At 45.4% G+C, this 16,510-nt stretch carries 15 protein-coding genes; 4 read left to right on the top strand and 11 right to left on the bottom strand.

The features are described from left to right. Window positions 1-286: 286 nt before the first annotated feature. On the bottom strand, window positions 287-658 hold the full coding sequence (locus CEF20_RS02195; RefSeq protein WP_157796177.1) for a DUF2512 family protein: 372 nt from the start codon (window positions 656-658) through the stop codon (window positions 287-289). Window positions 659-733: 75 nt separating this feature from the next. After that, window positions 734-2,875 (bottom strand): DNA helicase RecQ, encoded by a 2,142-nt coding sequence (gene recQ / locus CEF20_RS02190; RefSeq protein ID WP_100330291.1) that lies wholly within the window; start codon window positions 2,873-2,875, stop codon window positions 734-736. Window positions 2,876-3,276: 401 nt separating this feature from the next. Between recQ and CEF20_RS02185 the strand changes: the two genes are divergently transcribed. Continuing rightward, window positions 3,277-4,944: a glutamine--tRNA ligase/YqeY domain fusion protein gene (locus CEF20_RS02185; RefSeq protein WP_232713339.1), complete on the top strand. Its 1,668-nt coding sequence runs from the start codon at window positions 3,277-3,279 to the stop codon at window positions 4,942-4,944. Here the strand turns inward: CEF20_RS02185 and CEF20_RS16960 are convergent. The 4 genes from CEF20_RS16960 to CEF20_RS02165 form a co-directional block, all read right to left on the bottom strand. Continuing rightward, on the bottom strand, window positions 4,925-5,143 hold the full coding sequence (locus CEF20_RS16960) for a hypothetical protein (protein ID WP_232713338.1): 219 nt from the start codon (window positions 5,141-5,143) through the stop codon (window positions 4,925-4,927). The genes CEF20_RS02185 and CEF20_RS16960 overlap by 20 nt on opposite strands. A 41-nt stretch (window positions 5,144-5,184) precedes the next feature. Further along, window positions 5,185-5,931, bottom strand: a complete 747-nt coding sequence (tatC, locus tag CEF20_RS02175; protein WP_100331971.1) for a twin-arginine translocase subunit TatC — start codon at window positions 5,929-5,931, stop codon at window positions 5,185-5,187. A gap of 160 nt (window positions 5,932-6,091) precedes the next feature. After that, complete coding sequence (locus CEF20_RS02170) at window positions 6,092-6,292, bottom strand: twin-arginine translocase TatA/TatE family subunit (RefSeq protein ID WP_100330289.1); 201 nt, start codon at window positions 6,290-6,292, stop codon at window positions 6,092-6,094. A gap of 12 nt (window positions 6,293-6,304) precedes the next feature. Continuing rightward, complete coding sequence (locus CEF20_RS02165; protein ID WP_100330288.1) at window positions 6,305-7,948, bottom strand: PhoX family protein; 1,644 nt, start codon at window positions 7,946-7,948, stop codon at window positions 6,305-6,307. 345 nt (window positions 7,949-8,293) lie between these two features. Between CEF20_RS02165 and CEF20_RS02160 the strand changes: the two genes are divergently transcribed. The 3 genes from CEF20_RS02160 to putP all read left to right on the top strand — a co-directional run bounded on the left by CEF20_RS02160 (window position 8,294) and on the right by putP (window position 12,350). After that, window positions 8,294-9,211, top strand: a complete 918-nt coding sequence (locus tag CEF20_RS02160; RefSeq protein ID WP_100330287.1) for a proline dehydrogenase family protein — start codon at window positions 8,294-8,296, stop codon at window positions 9,209-9,211. 17 nt (window positions 9,212-9,228) lie between these two features. Further along, entirely contained in the window at window positions 9,229-10,770 is a 1,542-nt protein-coding gene (gene pruA / locus CEF20_RS02155; protein WP_100330286.1) for an L-glutamate gamma-semialdehyde dehydrogenase, read from the top strand. Window positions 10,771-10,871: 101 nt separating this feature from the next. Then, a complete protein-coding gene (putP, locus tag CEF20_RS02150) occupies window positions 10,872-12,350 on the top strand; it encodes a sodium/proline symporter PutP (RefSeq protein WP_100331970.1) in 1,479 nt (492 codons plus the stop codon). 366 nt (window positions 12,351-12,716) lie between these two features. On the opposite strand, the gene CEF20_RS02145 is transcribed toward putP, so the two are convergent. From CEF20_RS02145 to CEF20_RS02130, 5 genes are all read right to left on the bottom strand, one after another. Further along, on the bottom strand, window positions 12,717-13,091 hold the full coding sequence (locus CEF20_RS02145) for a M67 family metallopeptidase (protein WP_232713337.1): 375 nt from the start codon (window positions 13,089-13,091) through the stop codon (window positions 12,717-12,719). Between the two features lie 24 nt (window positions 13,092-13,115). Continuing rightward, window positions 13,116-13,280 (bottom strand): hypothetical protein, encoded by a 165-nt coding sequence (locus tag CEF20_RS16480; RefSeq protein ID WP_157796176.1) that lies wholly within the window; start codon window positions 13,278-13,280, stop codon window positions 13,116-13,118. Window positions 13,281-13,349: 69 nt separating this feature from the next. Further along, window positions 13,350-14,270 carry a hypothetical protein gene (locus CEF20_RS02140; protein ID WP_100330285.1) on the bottom strand — a complete coding sequence of 307 codons (921 nt, stop codon included), beginning with the start codon at window positions 14,268-14,270 and terminating at the stop codon, window positions 13,350-13,352. Between the two features lie 87 nt (window positions 14,271-14,357). Beyond that, a complete protein-coding gene (locus CEF20_RS02135; RefSeq protein WP_100330284.1) occupies window positions 14,358-15,239 on the bottom strand; it encodes a glycosyltransferase family 2 protein in 882 nt (293 codons plus the stop codon). Window positions 15,240-15,344: 105 nt separating this feature from the next. Further along, window positions 15,345-16,493: a BMQ_0737 family morphogenetic spore coat protein gene (locus CEF20_RS02130; RefSeq protein WP_100330283.1), complete on the bottom strand. Its 1,149-nt coding sequence runs from the start codon at window positions 16,491-16,493 to the stop codon at window positions 15,345-15,347. Window positions 16,494-16,510 lie beyond the last annotated feature (17 nt).

Here is a 16,510-nt window from a genome sequence, read left to right as displayed (position 1 = left end):
TAAGATACATATTATCTCATTTTTATTTTCACTTGTCAACTTTTTTCTTGCGCAGTGTTTCATCCCTCTATGGCTGAAATAAAAGATGCCGTAAGCCGCCCTTCCCAGAATAAAGCAGAACGCATAAGTCTAAGCAGGGAAATCCCGGCACCTGCAGGCCCGGATTCGTTCGGCCTGCACAATACAGGGGGAAAAGACGCTGCCATCGGATAGGGCGATGGCAGCCTTTGTCCTTACAGCGGAGAAAAAAGAATCCGCTGTTTGGAGGTTCATTTTACCACATGGTTTAAGCATGGCGGGGATCCTTATACCTCGTCTCCAAGACTCTTTCTTGCATATAAATATGAAAGAACCATTCCCCAATTGCCAAAAAGACGGAAAAGACCATAGCATTTACAAACGAAGCCATGATGTTATCCAGAACATATCCTAAGCCCCAAAGCACAAAGGCAGAAAGCACGATATCACTGAGAACGGCAATAGAATTTCCTGAGAAAGGCAGAACCATTAAATCACCCAGCACATAGGAAATGATCGTTACAACCGCGCTCATCAGCAGCACTTCCGCTATATTGGCTTCAGCGACGACACTAAACCCCACATAAAGAATGACTGACACTGCTACAAACTTCATTATAATCGCAGTCAGATGTCTCAACCAGATTCCTCCCTTCATTCGAAGTACAGTATCTGTTTTCCCATTCTTCAATGATTTAATCCTTGGCTGGCTTTTCTATTTATTATTCATGGGCATTTTTTTCTTATCGGCTTCGAGAAAGACTTTAATCATCCCGTACGTCACTTCTTCGGGAAGAAGCTCTTTAATCGGCTTTAAGCGCTCGTTTCCCGCTTTGTCAACCGCTTCGGCGATAAGAGGGTACAGGTTCTCCGGAATTAACTCGGATATATTCACCTCCAGTCCCTCCTTAAGGCATTGAACCAAATGACTTTCAACAGTCGTCAGGCTTAAATCTCGAGCGCGCGCGATTTCTTCCGCAGTCATTTGCTGCTGATACATAGCAAACGTCTCCAAATGGGAGTCCTTCACCGGTTTCCTCTTCGACTCAGCAGGAGCTTCAGCGACTGGATAATCCTCTTTCCGTTCCGGGTGCTTGGCAAGATAACAGTCCAGTAATTGTAGAAATGGCTCACTGTACTTCTCAAGCTTGCTTGCCCCCACTCCGCTGACCATTAGGAACTCCTCCGGCGATCGCGGCAGTTTGGCGCATATATCCTGGAGAGTGTGATCAGAGAAAATAACGAAAGGCGGAACCCCCGCTTGTTCAGCCAAAGTCTTTCTCAGTTTTCGCAGCTCTTCAAACAGAGGATCTTCCTTGGACACCCGCTTCATGCGGACCGCTTCTTTTTTATGGACCGATCGCTGGCCAAGCAATACTTCCTTCCCTTTACTCGTAACAAAAATCGTCGGGTACGTGCCCTGTTCAATCCCTAACAGATCTTGAGCAATCAGAAATTCGATAAAGTGCCCCACTTCTCTGGCGCTTTGCTCTTTTAAAATTCCGTAAGTGGAAAGCTTCTGAAAGCCAAACTCTACTACCCTTTTATTTCTTGAGCCAGTCAGCACTTGAGCGGTAATCGATTTGCCGTACCGCTGCCCCATTCTGATGACGCAAGATAATACCATCTGGGCTTCTCTGGTCATGTCGACGCTTCCTCGTGTATCAGTACAATTGCTGCAGCGTCCGCAAGCTTTGGCATTCTTTTCACCGAAGTAGTTGACGATGTAGCTCTGCAAACAATTTTCTGTATAGCAATATTCCACCATAAACTGAAGCTTCTCGAGTTCCCGCGGCACTCGTTCTTTATCCAGCGTTTGATCGATTAAGAAGCGCTGCGTCTGAACATCCTGAGGAGAATACAAAAGAATACAATCGCTGGCTAATCCGTCTCGTCCAGCGCGGCCGGCTTCCTGATAATAGCTTTCCATATTCTTCGGCAGCTGATAATGAATGACATAACGAATATTGGACTTATCAATCCCCATTCCAAAAGCGTTGGTTGCTACCATCACGGTCGCCTCATCCGCTAAAAAACGCTCCTGTTCACTCATCCGTTCCCCATCACTCATTCCCGCATGATAGCGAGCCGCTGGGATGTTCCATTTTTTTAAACGCTCATACAGCTGGTCGACCGTTTTTCTCGTAGCAGCATATATAATGCCAGCTTCCTTTATGTTTTTCTTACTATATTCTTTTAAAAATTGTTGACGGTCCTCTCCTTGAACAACAGAAAAAGATAGATTTTCCCGTTCAAACCCGGTAATGACCGCTTCCTCTTCATCAATGGAAAGCAGCCGGCAAATATCTTCCCGGACCTTCGGCGTCGCAGTAGCCGTCAAAGCAAGCACGACCGGCTGCTGCGAAAGAATGTGCCCCAATCGCTGAATTTGCCGGTAACTAGGGCGGAAATCATGCCCCCACTGTGAAATACAATGAGCCTCGTCCACTGCTACGAGAGGTATAGTCATCTCTTTCAGCTCTTCGATAAATGTTCGGGACTCCAGCCGCTCCGGAGCAATGTACAGCAGTTTAAATTGGCCGCTCCTTGCAGCTTTCATCGTTTCTCTGACCTCAGCAGGACTAAGCGAACTATTAATAAAAGCGGCGGAAATCCCTGCTTCCTGCAATGCATCCACCTGGTCCTTCATCAATGAAATTAAAGGGGAAATCACAATGGCCGTGCCCGGAAGGACAAGTGCGGGAATTTGATAACAGAGTGACTTTCCTCCGCCTGTCGGCATGACGCAAATCGTATTCTTCCCTTCCAATATCCGGCTGATCGCCTGCTCTTGCCCTTGACGGAAAGAAGAATACCCAAAGTAAGATTGTAAAAACTGTCGGGCTTGTTGAAGCATTCTGCCACCCTTTCTCTCTTTTTTCTCATTATAACACGCCCCCTGCAGCGATCTCCGTGCCCACATCTAATTTCTTTATCCCGCATGGAAGATGCTATCAGACTCCTTCACTGAGAAGATAATGGATACCTAAAGCCCGCACAGGAGATTACGTCAGTTGAATGCCCGATTCGTACGGGCCTGCACAATGCAGGCTGCAAAGAAGTTGCGCTGTTCGCCTTTGTTCTTTTATTCAGCAACGGGGCGGAAGAGCCCCTGCTGTTCAAAGCTTCACTTTATCGCGGCAAATGGCTGCTAGCTCAATCGCAGCAGAAAGCGGCACTTTTCTTGACTTTATTTATATCGCGGATTTCTCTATAATAAAGAATAAATATAGCATACATAGAAAGGCTGGTAGCAATTTGGAACAACATTCATCAAACTTTATCAGAAGTATTATTAAGGAAGATTTGGAGACGGGTAAACGGGATTATGTAGTAACTCGCTTTCCGCCCGAGCCGAACGGCTATTTGCATATCGGCCATGCGAAATCAATCGTCATCAACTTCGGCTTAGCGGACGATTTTAACGGGAAAACGAATTTGCGCTTTGATGATACAAATCCGCTCAAGGAAGATCAGGAATTTGTGGAATCAATCAAGGAAGACGTGAAGTGGCTCGGATATGAATGGGACGACTTGCGCTATGCTTCTGATTACTTTGAAGAAATGTATAACCGTGCGGTGCTTCTGATCAAAAAAGGAAAAGCATATGTGGACGATTTAACAGCGGAAGAAATGCGGGAATACCGTGGAACATTAACGGAACCAGGAAAAGAAAGCCCCTATCGCAGCCGCTCAGTAGAAGAAAACCTGGATTTGTTTGAACGCATGCGCAAAGGAGAATTTGCCAACGGAACGAAAGTATTGCGGGCTAAGATTGACATGGCTTCTCCAAACTTGAATTTGCGCGATCCTGCTTTATACCGTGTTTCTCATGCTGCCCATCACAATACAGGAGATGCTTGGTGCATTTACCCAATGTATGATTTCGCCCATCCGATTGAAGACGCCATTGAAGGTGTCACTCACTCTCTATGCACGACCGAGTTTGAAGATCATCGTCCTTTGTATGACTGGGTCATCAGAGAATGTGAAATGGAGCATAAGCCTCAGCAAATTGAATTTGGCCGTTTAAATATCACCAACACAGTTATGAGTAAACGCAAATTAAAGCAGCTCGTTGAGGAAGGCTTTGTCGATGGCTGGGATGATCCGCGTTTACCGACCCTTTCCGGTTTAAGAAGAAAAGGCTATACGCCGGAAGCAATTCGTGAATTCATTAAAGAAACCGGTGTTTCCAAAGGTTCAGGAGTGGTCGATGCAGCCATGCTTGAACATTTTGTCCGCGAAGATTTAAAGCTGAAAGCCCCCCGCACAATGGGCGTGTTAAGACCATTGAAAGTGGTCATTACCAATTATCCAGAAGGACAAGTGGAGTGGCTTGATGCTGAAATTAATCCGGAAAATCCGGAAATGGGCCTGAGAAAAATTCCGTTCTCAAGAGAAATCTATATTGAGCAAGAGGATTTCATGGAGAATCCGCCGAAAAAATATTTCCGTCTCTTCCCCGGCAATGAAGTCCGCTTAAAGCACGCCTACTTCATTAAATGTGAAGAAGTGATTAAAAATGAAAACGGTGAAATCGTAGAGCTTCATTGCACCTATGATCCAGAAACGAAGAGCGGCACCGGATTCACCGGACGCAAAGTGAAAGGAACGCTCCACTGGGTGGATGCTCACCATGCCCTTCCCGCTCAATTCCGTTTATATGAGCCGCTTATTTTGGATGCGGACGAAAACGAAGAAGAAGCGGAAGAAAAATCCTTTCTAGATTATGTCAACAAGAATTCCTTGGAAATTGTAGAAGGATTTATCGAGCCTAATATGTCAGACGTGAAGCCGCAAGATAAGTTTCAATTTTTCCGGCATGGCTATTTCAATGTGGATCCGAAACATACAACAGAAGATAAGCCTGTTTTCAACCGCATCGTTTCGTTGAAAAGTTCATTTAAATTAAATAAAAAATAAGCGGATATAGAAGATCACCAGCTTTCTCTCCATTTCCATCATAAGCGGAGAAAACTGGTGATTTCTTTTTTAGTATTGAACTTCGGCTCGCCGTTTCATCCACAGTTACGATACCTGCAACGAATCGGGCATGCGGAGGCTGTGACTCCCGCTTTGGTTTTTTGCTTTTGAAAAGAGTGAAGCTTGCAGCATCTTTCATGCAGTACAATAAGGCTGAAAGCTGCAGACCCTGCATTATGATTAATTCACTGCGTTTAAATCATTCTCTTCTTGAAGAAGCTTTGCCTGTTTCTTTTTATATACAACCTTAGACAAGCTGACACTTGCTTCATATAGCAGAATTAACGGAATGATCACCAGTACGTCGGACAAGAAATCCGGCGGTGTAATTAAAACAGAAGTCACTATCAAAGCGAAGTAAGCATATTTCCTTACCTTGCGCAGCTTGTAAGGGTTTAATACCCCCAGACTTGTCAGAAACATAATGACTACCGGCAATTCAAATAAAAAGCCAAAGGGCAGCGTCATATGCAATAAAAATTTGAAGTACTTCTCCGTAGTAAAAAACGTGTTAAACATTTCCCCTGACAGCGACATCAGAAAGGATAAGACAATGGGAAACAGCACGAAGTAGCCGAAAGAAATACCTAAAATAAACAAAAGAAACAAAGCTGGAATATAAGAAAGGGTGATCTTTCTTTCCGTTGCCGAAAGAGCCGGCTTAACAAACAGCCAGGTTTGATGAGCTGCAACCGGTATCGTTCCTGCAACAGCCACAACCGTCGCAAGCATTAAATAAACGACAATGATATCACTCGGTCCAAGAAGCGCCAATTTAAAAGGAAGATCCTTCACAATATAATGATAAATGTCTTGTACGAATGTAAAGGACAATAGCAAAAATGCTACAAACACCACTAAAGTAAGGATCAGCCTTTTCCGCAGTTCTTCAAAATGCTCTGTTGCCTTCATACTCTGATCTAGCATATAAATCACTCCATTATTATTGCCTTGAAATGAATCGGCCCATTCGCATCCTTCGCCTGTGATCCATTTCTCACCAAGCCTTTTATTTTTGAACAAGAAAAGGCTGTTCCAAAAAGCTCGTTCCGCTTTTTTGAAATCAGCCTTTCATCCCCTGCCTCTATTAAGTCAGGCTCTTCTTATCCTTCTTCTTATCCAACGTCTCATCAGCATCATCCGATACTAAATCACGTGTAGATTTTTTAAATTCTTTTAAAGTTGACCCGAAAGCTCGACCAATCTCTGGAAGTTTGGATGGACCGAAAATAATCAAAGCAATCACCAAGACCAGTATCAGTCCAGGAATACCAATATTTTGTAACATTAAGATTTCCCCCTAGTATTTAAAGCCTGAGATAGCCACAACAGCTGGGCGCGGCTGATTGTCACCTTTGCGATGCGGCCACATACTTGTTGGATTTTTGATATCTTCCGTGTTTTCTCCAGGATGCTGAACAGATAAGAATAAAGCCGTTTCGTCATCTGTGAAGTAAGGACCTGTTAATTCTGCATCCGTTGGGGCGGAAGCAAACTGGAATGCCTCTCCCTGCTTGTCTCCTAAAGTAGGAATAACGAATACACCGTTATTTTTAAAGGTGGAGAACACACCCTTATTCATGGAGCTGGAGGAAATATCCGTCACTGTCCACAGATTTCCGGCGCTGTCGAATGTCAAGTTATCCGGTGCGCTGAAGCCGCTTTGACGGCCGCCGCAAGCAAAGATTTCAAAGTCAAATGTTAAGGAGCCTAAATCATCATTAGCTTCAATGAAACGAGTGATATGGCCGTGAATATTGCCATGATCTGAGTTATTGGTATGAGCGATAAACACTGATTTATCGAAAGGACTGATTTCCACGTCTTCCGGACGGTCAGTCGGTGTAGCGCCCAACAGAACTGCAGCCTCATCCGCGTATACTAAAACATCCGCCTGCGTTTGGAATTTTTCCAGAAGCTCTTTATTGTCTTTGACCGCCTTGCGAACCGCATCAATTGTCAAGGCTATCCATTCGCCTTTCTTCAAGTTCGCCGCGTAAAGCGTTCCTTCTTCAAGTAAGGCAGAATTCGCTTGTTTACGGGATTTAACATACTTGCCTTTACTGATGAATTTATAAACGCAAGCGTCCCGCTTATCATCCCCCATGTATACGACAACACGTCCGTCGTTTGTTAAGCCCATTGCGGAGTTCTCATGATGGAAGCGGCCTAACGCTGTATGCTTGCGTGGAGCAAAGCTTTCATTAAACGGATCCACTTCCACAATCCAGCCGTAATGCGTTTCGTTTAAGGAAGCATCCCCAACAGTAGATTCATAGTTCTCTTCGGCAGACAGCACGGTATTCCAAAGCGTCTTGCCCCCGGAACAGTTGGCGAACGTCCCTTGAACGACGTCCTTGCCGCCCACGGTTTTGGAGCCCTTAGCCGGCCCCGTCAGCTTAAACGGCGTCAAGCCTGTAATGCGGCGGGCAAATTTGGAGTTTTTGTCCATTTTCCAAACTCCGTCTTCGTCGCGGTAAATTTCAATAATAGAACCGCCTTGGTTGTATAATAATTTTTCAATTTGCGCTTTCGAAAACTTCCCGTTCTTTTTCGGACCTGTCACCCACAAGTCGCTTATGTATTCATGATTGACCCACAGCAATCCGCGATCATTTGATCCGCGCATAGGGAAAAACATTGTAAAATCGTTATTGTAGCCGAATGTATCGCCTTTCTTGTTAATAACATCTCCATAAGCTGCCACTACATCATATTTATAGCCGCGCGGCAATACTAACTCGTCTTTATCAGTTGGCTGAATAGGCTTGAAATTTAATCCTGACACCTTCTTTTTAAGACCGAACAAATGAGAAGCGGCTTTCGCTCCCTTCGCCTCCACTTTCGGTGTAAAAGCGCCTAAGCCTGTTGATGCTACAGTTAATGCCGTTACTCCTGTTCCCACATACGTCAAGAACTTGCGACGATTTAATTCTTCTGCCATTCTAGATCACCTCTATTTTTTTTATCCCTACTCCCAACGCCTATATTAAGTTGATTTTGTTAAGACTGTTTACTTAAATCATTATAGAAATGTAAATATTCGTTAAATTCATTTGAAACTTTATTAAAATTGTAAATGATAAAAAGGCATCTTCTAAAACATTTACACCGCCCCGCTGTCGGTTCTCTGAACAAAACATGACTTTAGGTGCCAGAATCTGCCTTCCGCACTTCTCCCCACTCCTTTCCTAAAGGAGAGTCTTAGAATAATCTTAAAGAGGCATTTCAGCATAGTCATAAATGAACGGAAGACAAAATAAGCTTTACCAGGGGGTGATAACAGGAAATGGAAGCCCTTACAAGGAGCTTGTTCTTATATTTGTCCAAAAACGCTCTATTGAACCACCTCGCTAAAAAGCACGGCAGACGCTGGGCTGCCGGAAAAATGATCGGAGGAACCGACTTTCAGAGTTCCATTCCATGCATTCGTCACTTAAATCATGCTGGCTTATCCGTCACTGTCGACCACCTTGGAGAATTTGTGGATACGAAAGAAATTGCAGAGGAACGCACGAAAGAATGCATTCAGACCATCCGGATGATTCACCGCGAACAATTGGATTCCCACGTATCACTGAAGCTGACTTCTTTAGGGCTTGATATCCACCGCGATCTGGTCGAGGCCAATATGGCCAGAATTTTAGAAGCGGCCGAGGAGCATCAGGTGATGGTCACCATTGATATGGAAGATGTTCCGCGCTGCCAGGCTACCCTTGATTTATTTAAACAGTTCAAAAGAAGCCACCGCTATGTCAGCACCGTTTTGCAAGCTTACTTATACCGGACGGCTTCAGATCTGGATGATTTAAACACGCTGAAACCATTCATACGGCTCGTGAAAGGAGCCTATAAAGAATCCCGTAAACACGCCTTTCCAAATAAGCAAGATGTCGATGACAATTATAAAAAGCTTATTGTCAAAAGCCTGCAAAACGGCAATTATACAGCGGTTGCTTCCCACGATGACCAAATGATTGAGTTCACAAAAACATTCACGAAAGAGCATAGAATTCCAACAGAACAATTCGAATTCCAGATGCTTTACGGCATGCGCACCCGCACTCAGCTCGATTTAGTCAAGCAAGGATACAAAGTGAGAGTCTACGTCCCTTACGGCCTTGAATGGTATGGCTACTTTATGCGCAGATTGGCAGAAAGACCGGCCAATATCGCCTTTGTGTTTAAAAACTTCTTAAAAAAATGAGTAAAGGAGAGAATCCGATGATTCCTTATAAACACGAACCCTTAACTGACTTTTCCAAATCCAGCAATATCGCGGCCTACCAATCGGCGCTCAAAAAAATCCAGAGCCAGCTAGGCAGAGACTATCCCCTTGTTATCGGCAATAAAAAAATAATGACAGAAGAAAAAATCATCTCCCGCAATCCCGCTGATAAGCGAGAGGTCATCGGTCTCACCTCTAAAGCCAATAAGGAGCTGGCAGAAAAAGCTGTGCAAACTGCTGCAGAAACTTTTGAAAGCTGGAGAAAAGCCGAACCAGAGGCAAGGGCGGACATCCTTCTCAAAGCGTCCGCTATCATTCGCCGCCGCAAGCACGAATTTTCAGCTTTATTAACAAAAGAAGCCGGCAAGCCTTGGAGTGAAGCAGATGCCGATACGGCGGAAGCGATCGATTTTCTTGAATATTATGCCAGACAAATGATTCAACTCAAAAACGGCATGCCAGTCAAAAGCCGGCCCGGCGAACTTAACCGCTACAGCTACATTCCTTTAGGTGTCGGCATTGTCCTGTCCCCATGGAACTTCCCTTTTGCCATTATGGCAGGAACAACGGCGGCGGCCATCGTTGCAGGCAATACGGTTGTATTGAAGCCGGCATCTGCTGCTCCCGTGGTTGCAGCCAAATTTGTGGAGGTCATGGAGGAAGCCGGACTGCCGGCAGGAGTCTTAAACTATCTGCCTGGAAGCGGAACGGACATTGGCGATTATCTAGTTGATCATCCGCAAACACGCTTTATTTCTTTTACAGGTTCCCGCGACGTCGGCTTGCGCATCTTTGAACGGGCTTCTAAAGTAAACGAAGGCCAGATTTGGCTCAAGCGTGTGATCGCAGAAATGGGTGGGAAAGATACGATTATTGTTGACAAAGAAGCAGATTTGGAGCTTGCGGCCCAATCCATTGTCAAATCAGCTTTTGGCTTCTCCGGCCAAAAGTGTTCCGCTTGCTCCCGGGCGGTGATTGTCGAAGACGTATACGATCACGTGCTGCAGCGCGCAGCGGAATTAACGAAGGAGCTAAGTGTCGGTAACCCAGCTGATAATCCTTTCATGGGGCCTGTCATTGATCAATCAGCCTTTGATAAGGTGATGAGTTACATTCAGTTAGGTAAAACGGAGGGGCGTATGATTACTGGCGGTGAAGGAGACAGCTCTCACGGATATTTCATTCAGCCTACAATTGTAGCGGATGTAGATCCGCAATCTCGTTTAATGCAAGAGGAAATATTCGGACCCATTGTGGCTTTCTCTAAAGCAAAAAACTTTCATGAGGCCCTTGAGATTGCCAACAACACGGAGTACGGCTTGACAGGGGCGGTGATCACAAACAGCCGTGAGAACATGGAGCGCGCCCGAAAAGATTTCCATGTAGGCAATCTTTATTTCAACCGCGGCTGCACCGGAGCGGTCGTCGGATATCAGCCATTCGGCGGCTTCAATATGTCGGGCACGGATTCCAAAGCAGGAGGTCCCGATTATTTACAGCTTCATATGCAAGCCAAAACCGTTTCAGAAATGTTATAATGTATTAGTTGGAAAGCACTCTTCCCGGATGCTTTCCACTTTCCGTTTTTTCTAAAAATTCAAACAACTTAGAATATCATAAGAAAAGAGGGATGCACTTGTTGGATTATTCTTTATTATCCTCGGTCGTGATTTATATGACCGGTATGCTGCTGATTGGATGGTTGGCTTACAGGCGAACGGCAAGCCTTTCAGATTATATGCTTGGGGGCCGAACACTCGGTCCTGCTGTCACTGCCTTAAGCGCCGGCGCTTCTGATATGAGCGGATGGCTTTTAATGGGATTGCCAGGGGCGATGTTTGCCAATGGTCTGAGCGCATCGTGGATTGTCATCGGCTTAACGCTGGGCGCATGGGCCAACTGGCTGTACGTGGCTCCAAGATTAAGAACTTACACGGAAATTGCCAATGACTCCATTACGATTCCAGGATACTTGGAAAATCGTTTTGGTGATCATTCCAAAATATTGCGTCTCATCTCCGGTCTGGTCATCTTAATCTTTTTTACTTTTTATGTCTCTTCCGGCATGGTGTCAGGCGGGGTGCTCTTTCAAAACACTTTCGGATTGGAGTATCATACCGGTCTTTGGATCATTACTGCTGTGGTTGTGGCCTATACCTTGTTTGGAGGCTTTTTGGCCGTCAGCTGGACCGATTTTGTGCAGGGGCTGATTATGTTTCTTGCTTTGGTTTTAGTACCTGCCGTTACGCTTTTGCATGTTGGCGGTCTTCGTGAAACGGTCGAAACCGCTCGTTCCATTGATCCGGCACTGCTTGACATTTTCAAAGGAACAAGCATCATCGGGATCGTCTCTCTATTCGCTTGGGGGCTCGGTTATTTCGGACAGCCTCATATTATCGTCCGCTTTATGGCCATCTCCTCTGTGAGCGAAATTAACAAGGCCCGCCGCATCGGTATGAGCTGGATGATCTTTTCAAGCATTGGCGCTATGCTGACAGGCTTTGTCGGAATTACTTATTATTCGCAAAGCAAGGCGACGCTGGAAGATCCAGAAACTATCTTTATCAAACTGGGAGAAATACTGTTTGATCCCATTATTACAGGCTTTCTGATTTCGGCCATTTTAGCGGCAATCATGAGTACGATCTCCTCCCAGCTGCTTGTTACCTCCAGCTCATTAACGGAGGACTTGTACAAAACCTTTCTGCGCCGGAAAGCATCTGAACGTGAGCTCGTCTTTTGCGGAAGACTGTCCGTACTGCTTGTGGCCATCATCGCTCTGATTCTGTCCTGGGAAAAAAATGACACGATCCTCCAGCTAGTCGGTTACGCATGGGCCGGATTTGGATCCGCTTTTGGTCCAATGATCCTTCTCAGTCTATATTGGAGAAGAATGACGAAATGGGGCGCCCTTGCCGGTATGATCATTGGGGCAAGCACCGTTATCATCTGGTCAAACGCCGGACTATCGAACACTCTCTATGAGATGATTCCCGGGTTTTCCGCCAGTCTTTTTGCCATTGTGATTGTCAGCCTGCTGACCCGCAGCCCTTCTGCAGATACGGTGAGCCAATTTGAGAAATTTCAACAGCAGCTGCATCACAAGAACAAGCAGTAAAGAATACAAGCCGTTAGCTGCCGCGTTCACACAAGGATCGCTTGTTAGCGGCTTGTTTTATTCACTGGCGATCTTATTCATCCGCATAAGAAATCAAGAGACTGGATACCCCGTCTCTTATTGCCTGCCAGATAGACTTGCATCCGTTCACACGGAATCAGGACTTGAGAAGACAGCCAGCTTCCCCTGCACTTCCCTTTCCTTCCTATCCGTCTTTTATCCCGCATGAATGGGGTGTGAAACCCCCTTTCTCTGCACCGCAGCAGTATAAATCGGAATTGTACGATGCAAGGTACAAAGGCGTTGCAGCAGGACATTGCAACGCCTTTTCTTCTTGGAATAACGAGCAGCCCACGGAAGGAAGCTTCACTTGATCTTCGTTATATTTAACTCGCTGACATGCCCATCTTGAATATGGTAACATCTTAGTTCCGGCTGAAAGGCCAGAGAGAGAATACAATAGGCTGCATCAGGGTAGCGCGCAAACGCAATATCTTCCGGTGAGGGATAAGGCTGAGCTGTTGGATGCGAATGAAAAATTCCTGTTAATTCTTCACCAGCTGCTTTGATGGTTTGAAAGATAGATTGAACCTCTTCCTTAGCCATCGTGAAGGAATGAGGGCTTTGATCAATATTTCTCACCTTCCAAAATGTCTCTCCTCTTCCTTTCTTCCCGGATATAAGACCGCACGCCTCCAGGGGAAGCTCTTCTTTTGCATGCCTGATGATTTGCTGCCGCACAGAGTCCGTAATTTCATAAGCTTTTCAATGGCTCCTCTGTCCGCAGCAGCCTTTAGGCTTTTGCTGGCTGCTCTTTTGAACATAGTTATTATGGGGTTGTTTTCGAGCGGGAACCATGTGCTTTTGCTGCTGTTCAGCTGATGCGCTTGAATACTGCATCCACACTTTTTTTAAATCGTCAAAAGTCATAATCTGCTCCGCCTCCTTTCCCTATAAATATATTCAGGGACAATGGAAAAGGAAGGGGCAGCTGCATAGCTACTTCACATATTTAAAAGGATTGAACACTTGCGGAGCCGCTCGGCCCTCTCCTTGATAACACGAATGGCAGCATGCTTGACTGGCAATCAGACGACCATCTGCGGAATAGGACGGTCTCTGATTCCTTTCCCAATCTTGATATTTCTTCAAGGCTCTTTGCAGTTCGTTTAATTGTTCCTCATTTTGATGCAGCTTTTTTTCTAATTGCTGTCTTTCCTGTGTAAATTGAACTTCTTTTTTTTGATAGACATCAATGATTTCATTCATATGTTCAAGCAGCTGCCGATAATCATTCAATTGCTTTTCGAGCTCGGTATTCTGTTCCTGCAGCTGGTTCACTGTTTCATCCTCTTCGGCACTCCAAAAATTGAAGAACACATCCACCCAGCGCTGTTTATTTCGCTTTTCATTTCCTTCGCGGGAAAGCGTTTGTTTTTCTGCATCTCGTTCTTTTGCCCGCAAACGATTCAACTCCGCACTCATCTGGTCAATCTTGCGCTGCAGAACTTTGTTATCTTCTATTAGCTGACTGTTCATAGCTGTTTTCTCCCCCAATACCTTAGAATTACTCAAGGCAGTGATCATTAAATAATGCAGCAAGCTTTTTTGAATGGCCGTTTCCGCGTTGGGCCTATCATTGCTGTTTTGTGCTCCATTCCTTGCGTGCCAAAGCTGGTCCGTCTCCTCTTTTAATTCGGCGCCAGTCTTGCCGTTTTTTGTCTCCAGCTGGCTTTTTGAAAAGACAGCTGCTTTTTCAAAGGTCTGAATCCATGTCTGTTCAATCCCCCGGTAATGGGCATAGGCCGCTTTAACTCCCGTTAAAACAGCATGGACATGGTTCAACTTCTCTTCATATTCTTCTATTCTCGCAAGAACCGGCGGCTGCTTTCCTTCCGGTTCTTTCTGAATGATCATCATGCCTATCACCCTCTGCAGATTCCGTCTATATAAAGATATGTATGCTCGTTAAAGATCGTGATAACAAAAAAAGCCTGCGGCAGGCCTTTAAAAATTAATCTGAAATTTCTTCATATACCAGTCGTCATCAAATTGCCGCTCTTGTAAATACTGCTTTCTCTGACCTATAATATCGCTTTTCATCAGCCGCTCCATTATTCTCTCGGGAGACGAATGCTTTATTAACCGCTTGCACTTTTCAATTCTTTCCTCATTAAAATGGCTGTACGCCATTCTCATCAAGTTATAATTTACATCATCCCAAGTAACGACAAATGGAGGGGCATCTGCTCGAAAAATATGGAGAATGGTTACAGCAGGCTGGACATAGCAGCGGTAGCCAAACAGCCACAATTTGAGAGAAATTTCTTCATCCTCCCTTCCCCACACTTTAAATCCCTTTTCAAATCCATGGATGCCTTCAAATGCCTTTCTAGAAATAGCCAAACACCCTCCCGCCAAATGTGCGGATGGAAACAGTTCCCTCTTGCCGGAATGCCACTTCGGCTCAAGCCTGTCATTCCAGCTGTATCCGTATCCAATATTGCTTGGATTTGCAGCATCAGCGATTCCCGGATTCGTGGCATCGGCGATACCTTCGCGGATAGGTTCTAAAAGATTATCTATCCAATAATCCTCAAAAAACAAATGCGCATCACAAAAAATAAAAAAGTCTCCCTTTGCCTGATCTGCTCCTGCATTTCTGGCCATCGCCGCTCCAATACCTTCTGTTTTAATTAACTTTATCGTTTCATCCTGGCTGTTTATTAGAAAGTTACAGCACTGATCGACAGAACCATCATCGACAACAATCACTTCCATCGCATAGGTCGTTTTCGCTGCCAGTAAGGAACGAAGGGTATTCTTAATATGTCCGCCTTCGTTTTTAACTGGAAAAATAATAGAAACAAGACTATTCTGATTTGTCATCTTTATCCTCCCACACACTTGAATAATTATATATATGACAATAAGAGCAGCAGCGTGTAGGACATTCAGTCATGAAAAAAGGGAGGAAAAGCTCCTCCCTTTTTATTAAGGCGTGTCAATCGGAACATCACCGAATGTGCGGCAGTCTCTCACTAGCAGCTGATTATCAGCCACGTTAACTGTTCCTGTATCAAAGTTGGCTGGAGTAGATCCCACTAATTGGAAGGAATCTTGCGCTGCTTCTACTAACGTCAGCGTGTAGTTCGCTCTTGTGATATTGCCCGCTGCATCGATAAATTCAGCGAGACCGGTCACGACCATTTGAATACCACCAGTTACTTCCGTACATACCGGCTGGTTAAATGTCAGCGGTCTAGCAGCTACAATTCCTGTCGCTACACCTGTTCTAGTATATCTCCAAGTGCTTTGCGCCAGTGTACAATTGTTACAGATATTGGCCGTTAAGTTATGTGTTCCTAGGATCTCTGGATCCGTACTTGTGCCAGAGGCATTAATAGCCTCCGCCTGGCAATCACAGTTCGGACGCGGGAAGATCGTCGGGCACTGCGGCGGGAAGTTAAACGGCGGGCACTCTGCGATAGATGGAGGCGTCGGCTGCAAGTCATTTGGACGTGGCTGACAGAATTTCGCCAATACTTCCAGCTTCACTTCCGCTTCCACTTGAATTTCCTTACAGATTCTTACGTTCAATTCGATCTGATTGCCGAGGAAGACTTCGTCGGTCGGATCACAGAATACACGTGTGATGCGGCATAATACGTTTTCTCTTGTTAATGGCGCAGGGATACAAGCAGCAATCCGGTCATCGAATTGTACAGGGACGTCGAAGTCGCACAGTAACGCGCCAGTAGTATCATTGAAGATACGCACTCTCACAAGCACGGTCCATACGATACGAATTGTTCCCGGCGTACTGCTTGTGCCGTTCGTTACGCTTAATACGCGGCAGTTCGCCCGCGGATTCGGCTGCGGCTGCGGTTTAGGAATGATCGGAAACGGTCCCGGCACCGCTGGCGGGATGCATTCGATGCGGATATCATTTCCTGCATCAAGTGCTGCCCTTACTCGGCCGGCGCAAGTCGCCGCATCATCCGGATCCCCCGGAATTGGAGTTTTGTTCTGATCTTCTCCAACATCGACAATCCAATCGTACACCTTCTGAACTCGGATGCACTCCTCCTGAATATCATTGGGTCTAATCTGAGAACCTTTAATAGGATAGAAATCTTTCACCCTAGTCATCCTTTCTT

This window comes from Bacillus xiapuensis (assembly GCF_002797355.1).
GTDB lineage: Bacteria > Bacillota > Bacilli > Bacillales > Domibacillaceae > Bacillus_CE > Bacillus_CE xiapuensis.
The sequence above is the reverse complement of the archived record's forward strand: the minus strand, read 5'-3'. Positions and strand labels throughout refer to the sequence as shown.

Coding starts and splice junctions, on each gene's coding strand:
- CEF20_RS16960 (WP_232713338.1), bottom strand. CDS start 5,143: ATGAAAGATGCTGCAAGCTTCACTCTTTTCAAAAGCAAAAAACCAAAG.
- pruA (WP_100330286.1), top strand. CDS start 9,229: ATGATTCCTTATAAACACGAACCCTTAACTGACTTTTCCAAATCCAGC.
- CEF20_RS02165 (WP_100330288.1), bottom strand. CDS start 7,948: ATGGCAGAAGAATTAAATCGTCGCAAGTTCTTGACGTATGTGGGAACA.
- CEF20_RS16480 (WP_157796176.1), bottom strand. CDS start 13,280: ATGACTTTTGACGATTTAAAAAAAGTGTGGATGCAGTATTCAAGCGCA.
- recQ (WP_100330291.1), bottom strand. CDS start 2,875: ATGCTTCAACAAGCCCGACAGTTTTTACAATCTTACTTTGGGTATTCT.
- CEF20_RS02135 (WP_100330284.1), bottom strand. CDS start 15,239: ATGACAAATCAGAATAGTCTTGTTTCTATTATTTTTCCAGTTAAAAAC.
- CEF20_RS02170 (WP_100330289.1), bottom strand. CDS start 6,292: ATGTTACAAAATATTGGTATTCCTGGACTGATACTGGTCTTGGTGATT.
- CEF20_RS02140 (WP_100330285.1), bottom strand. CDS start 14,270: ATGATGATCATTCAGAAAGAACCGGAAGGAAAGCAGCCGCCGGTTCTT.
- CEF20_RS02160 (WP_100330287.1), top strand. CDS start 8,294: ATGGAAGCCCTTACAAGGAGCTTGTTCTTATATTTGTCCAAAAACGCT.
- tatC (WP_100331971.1), bottom strand. CDS start 5,931: ATGCTAGATCAGAGTATGAAGGCAACAGAGCATTTTGAAGAACTGCGG.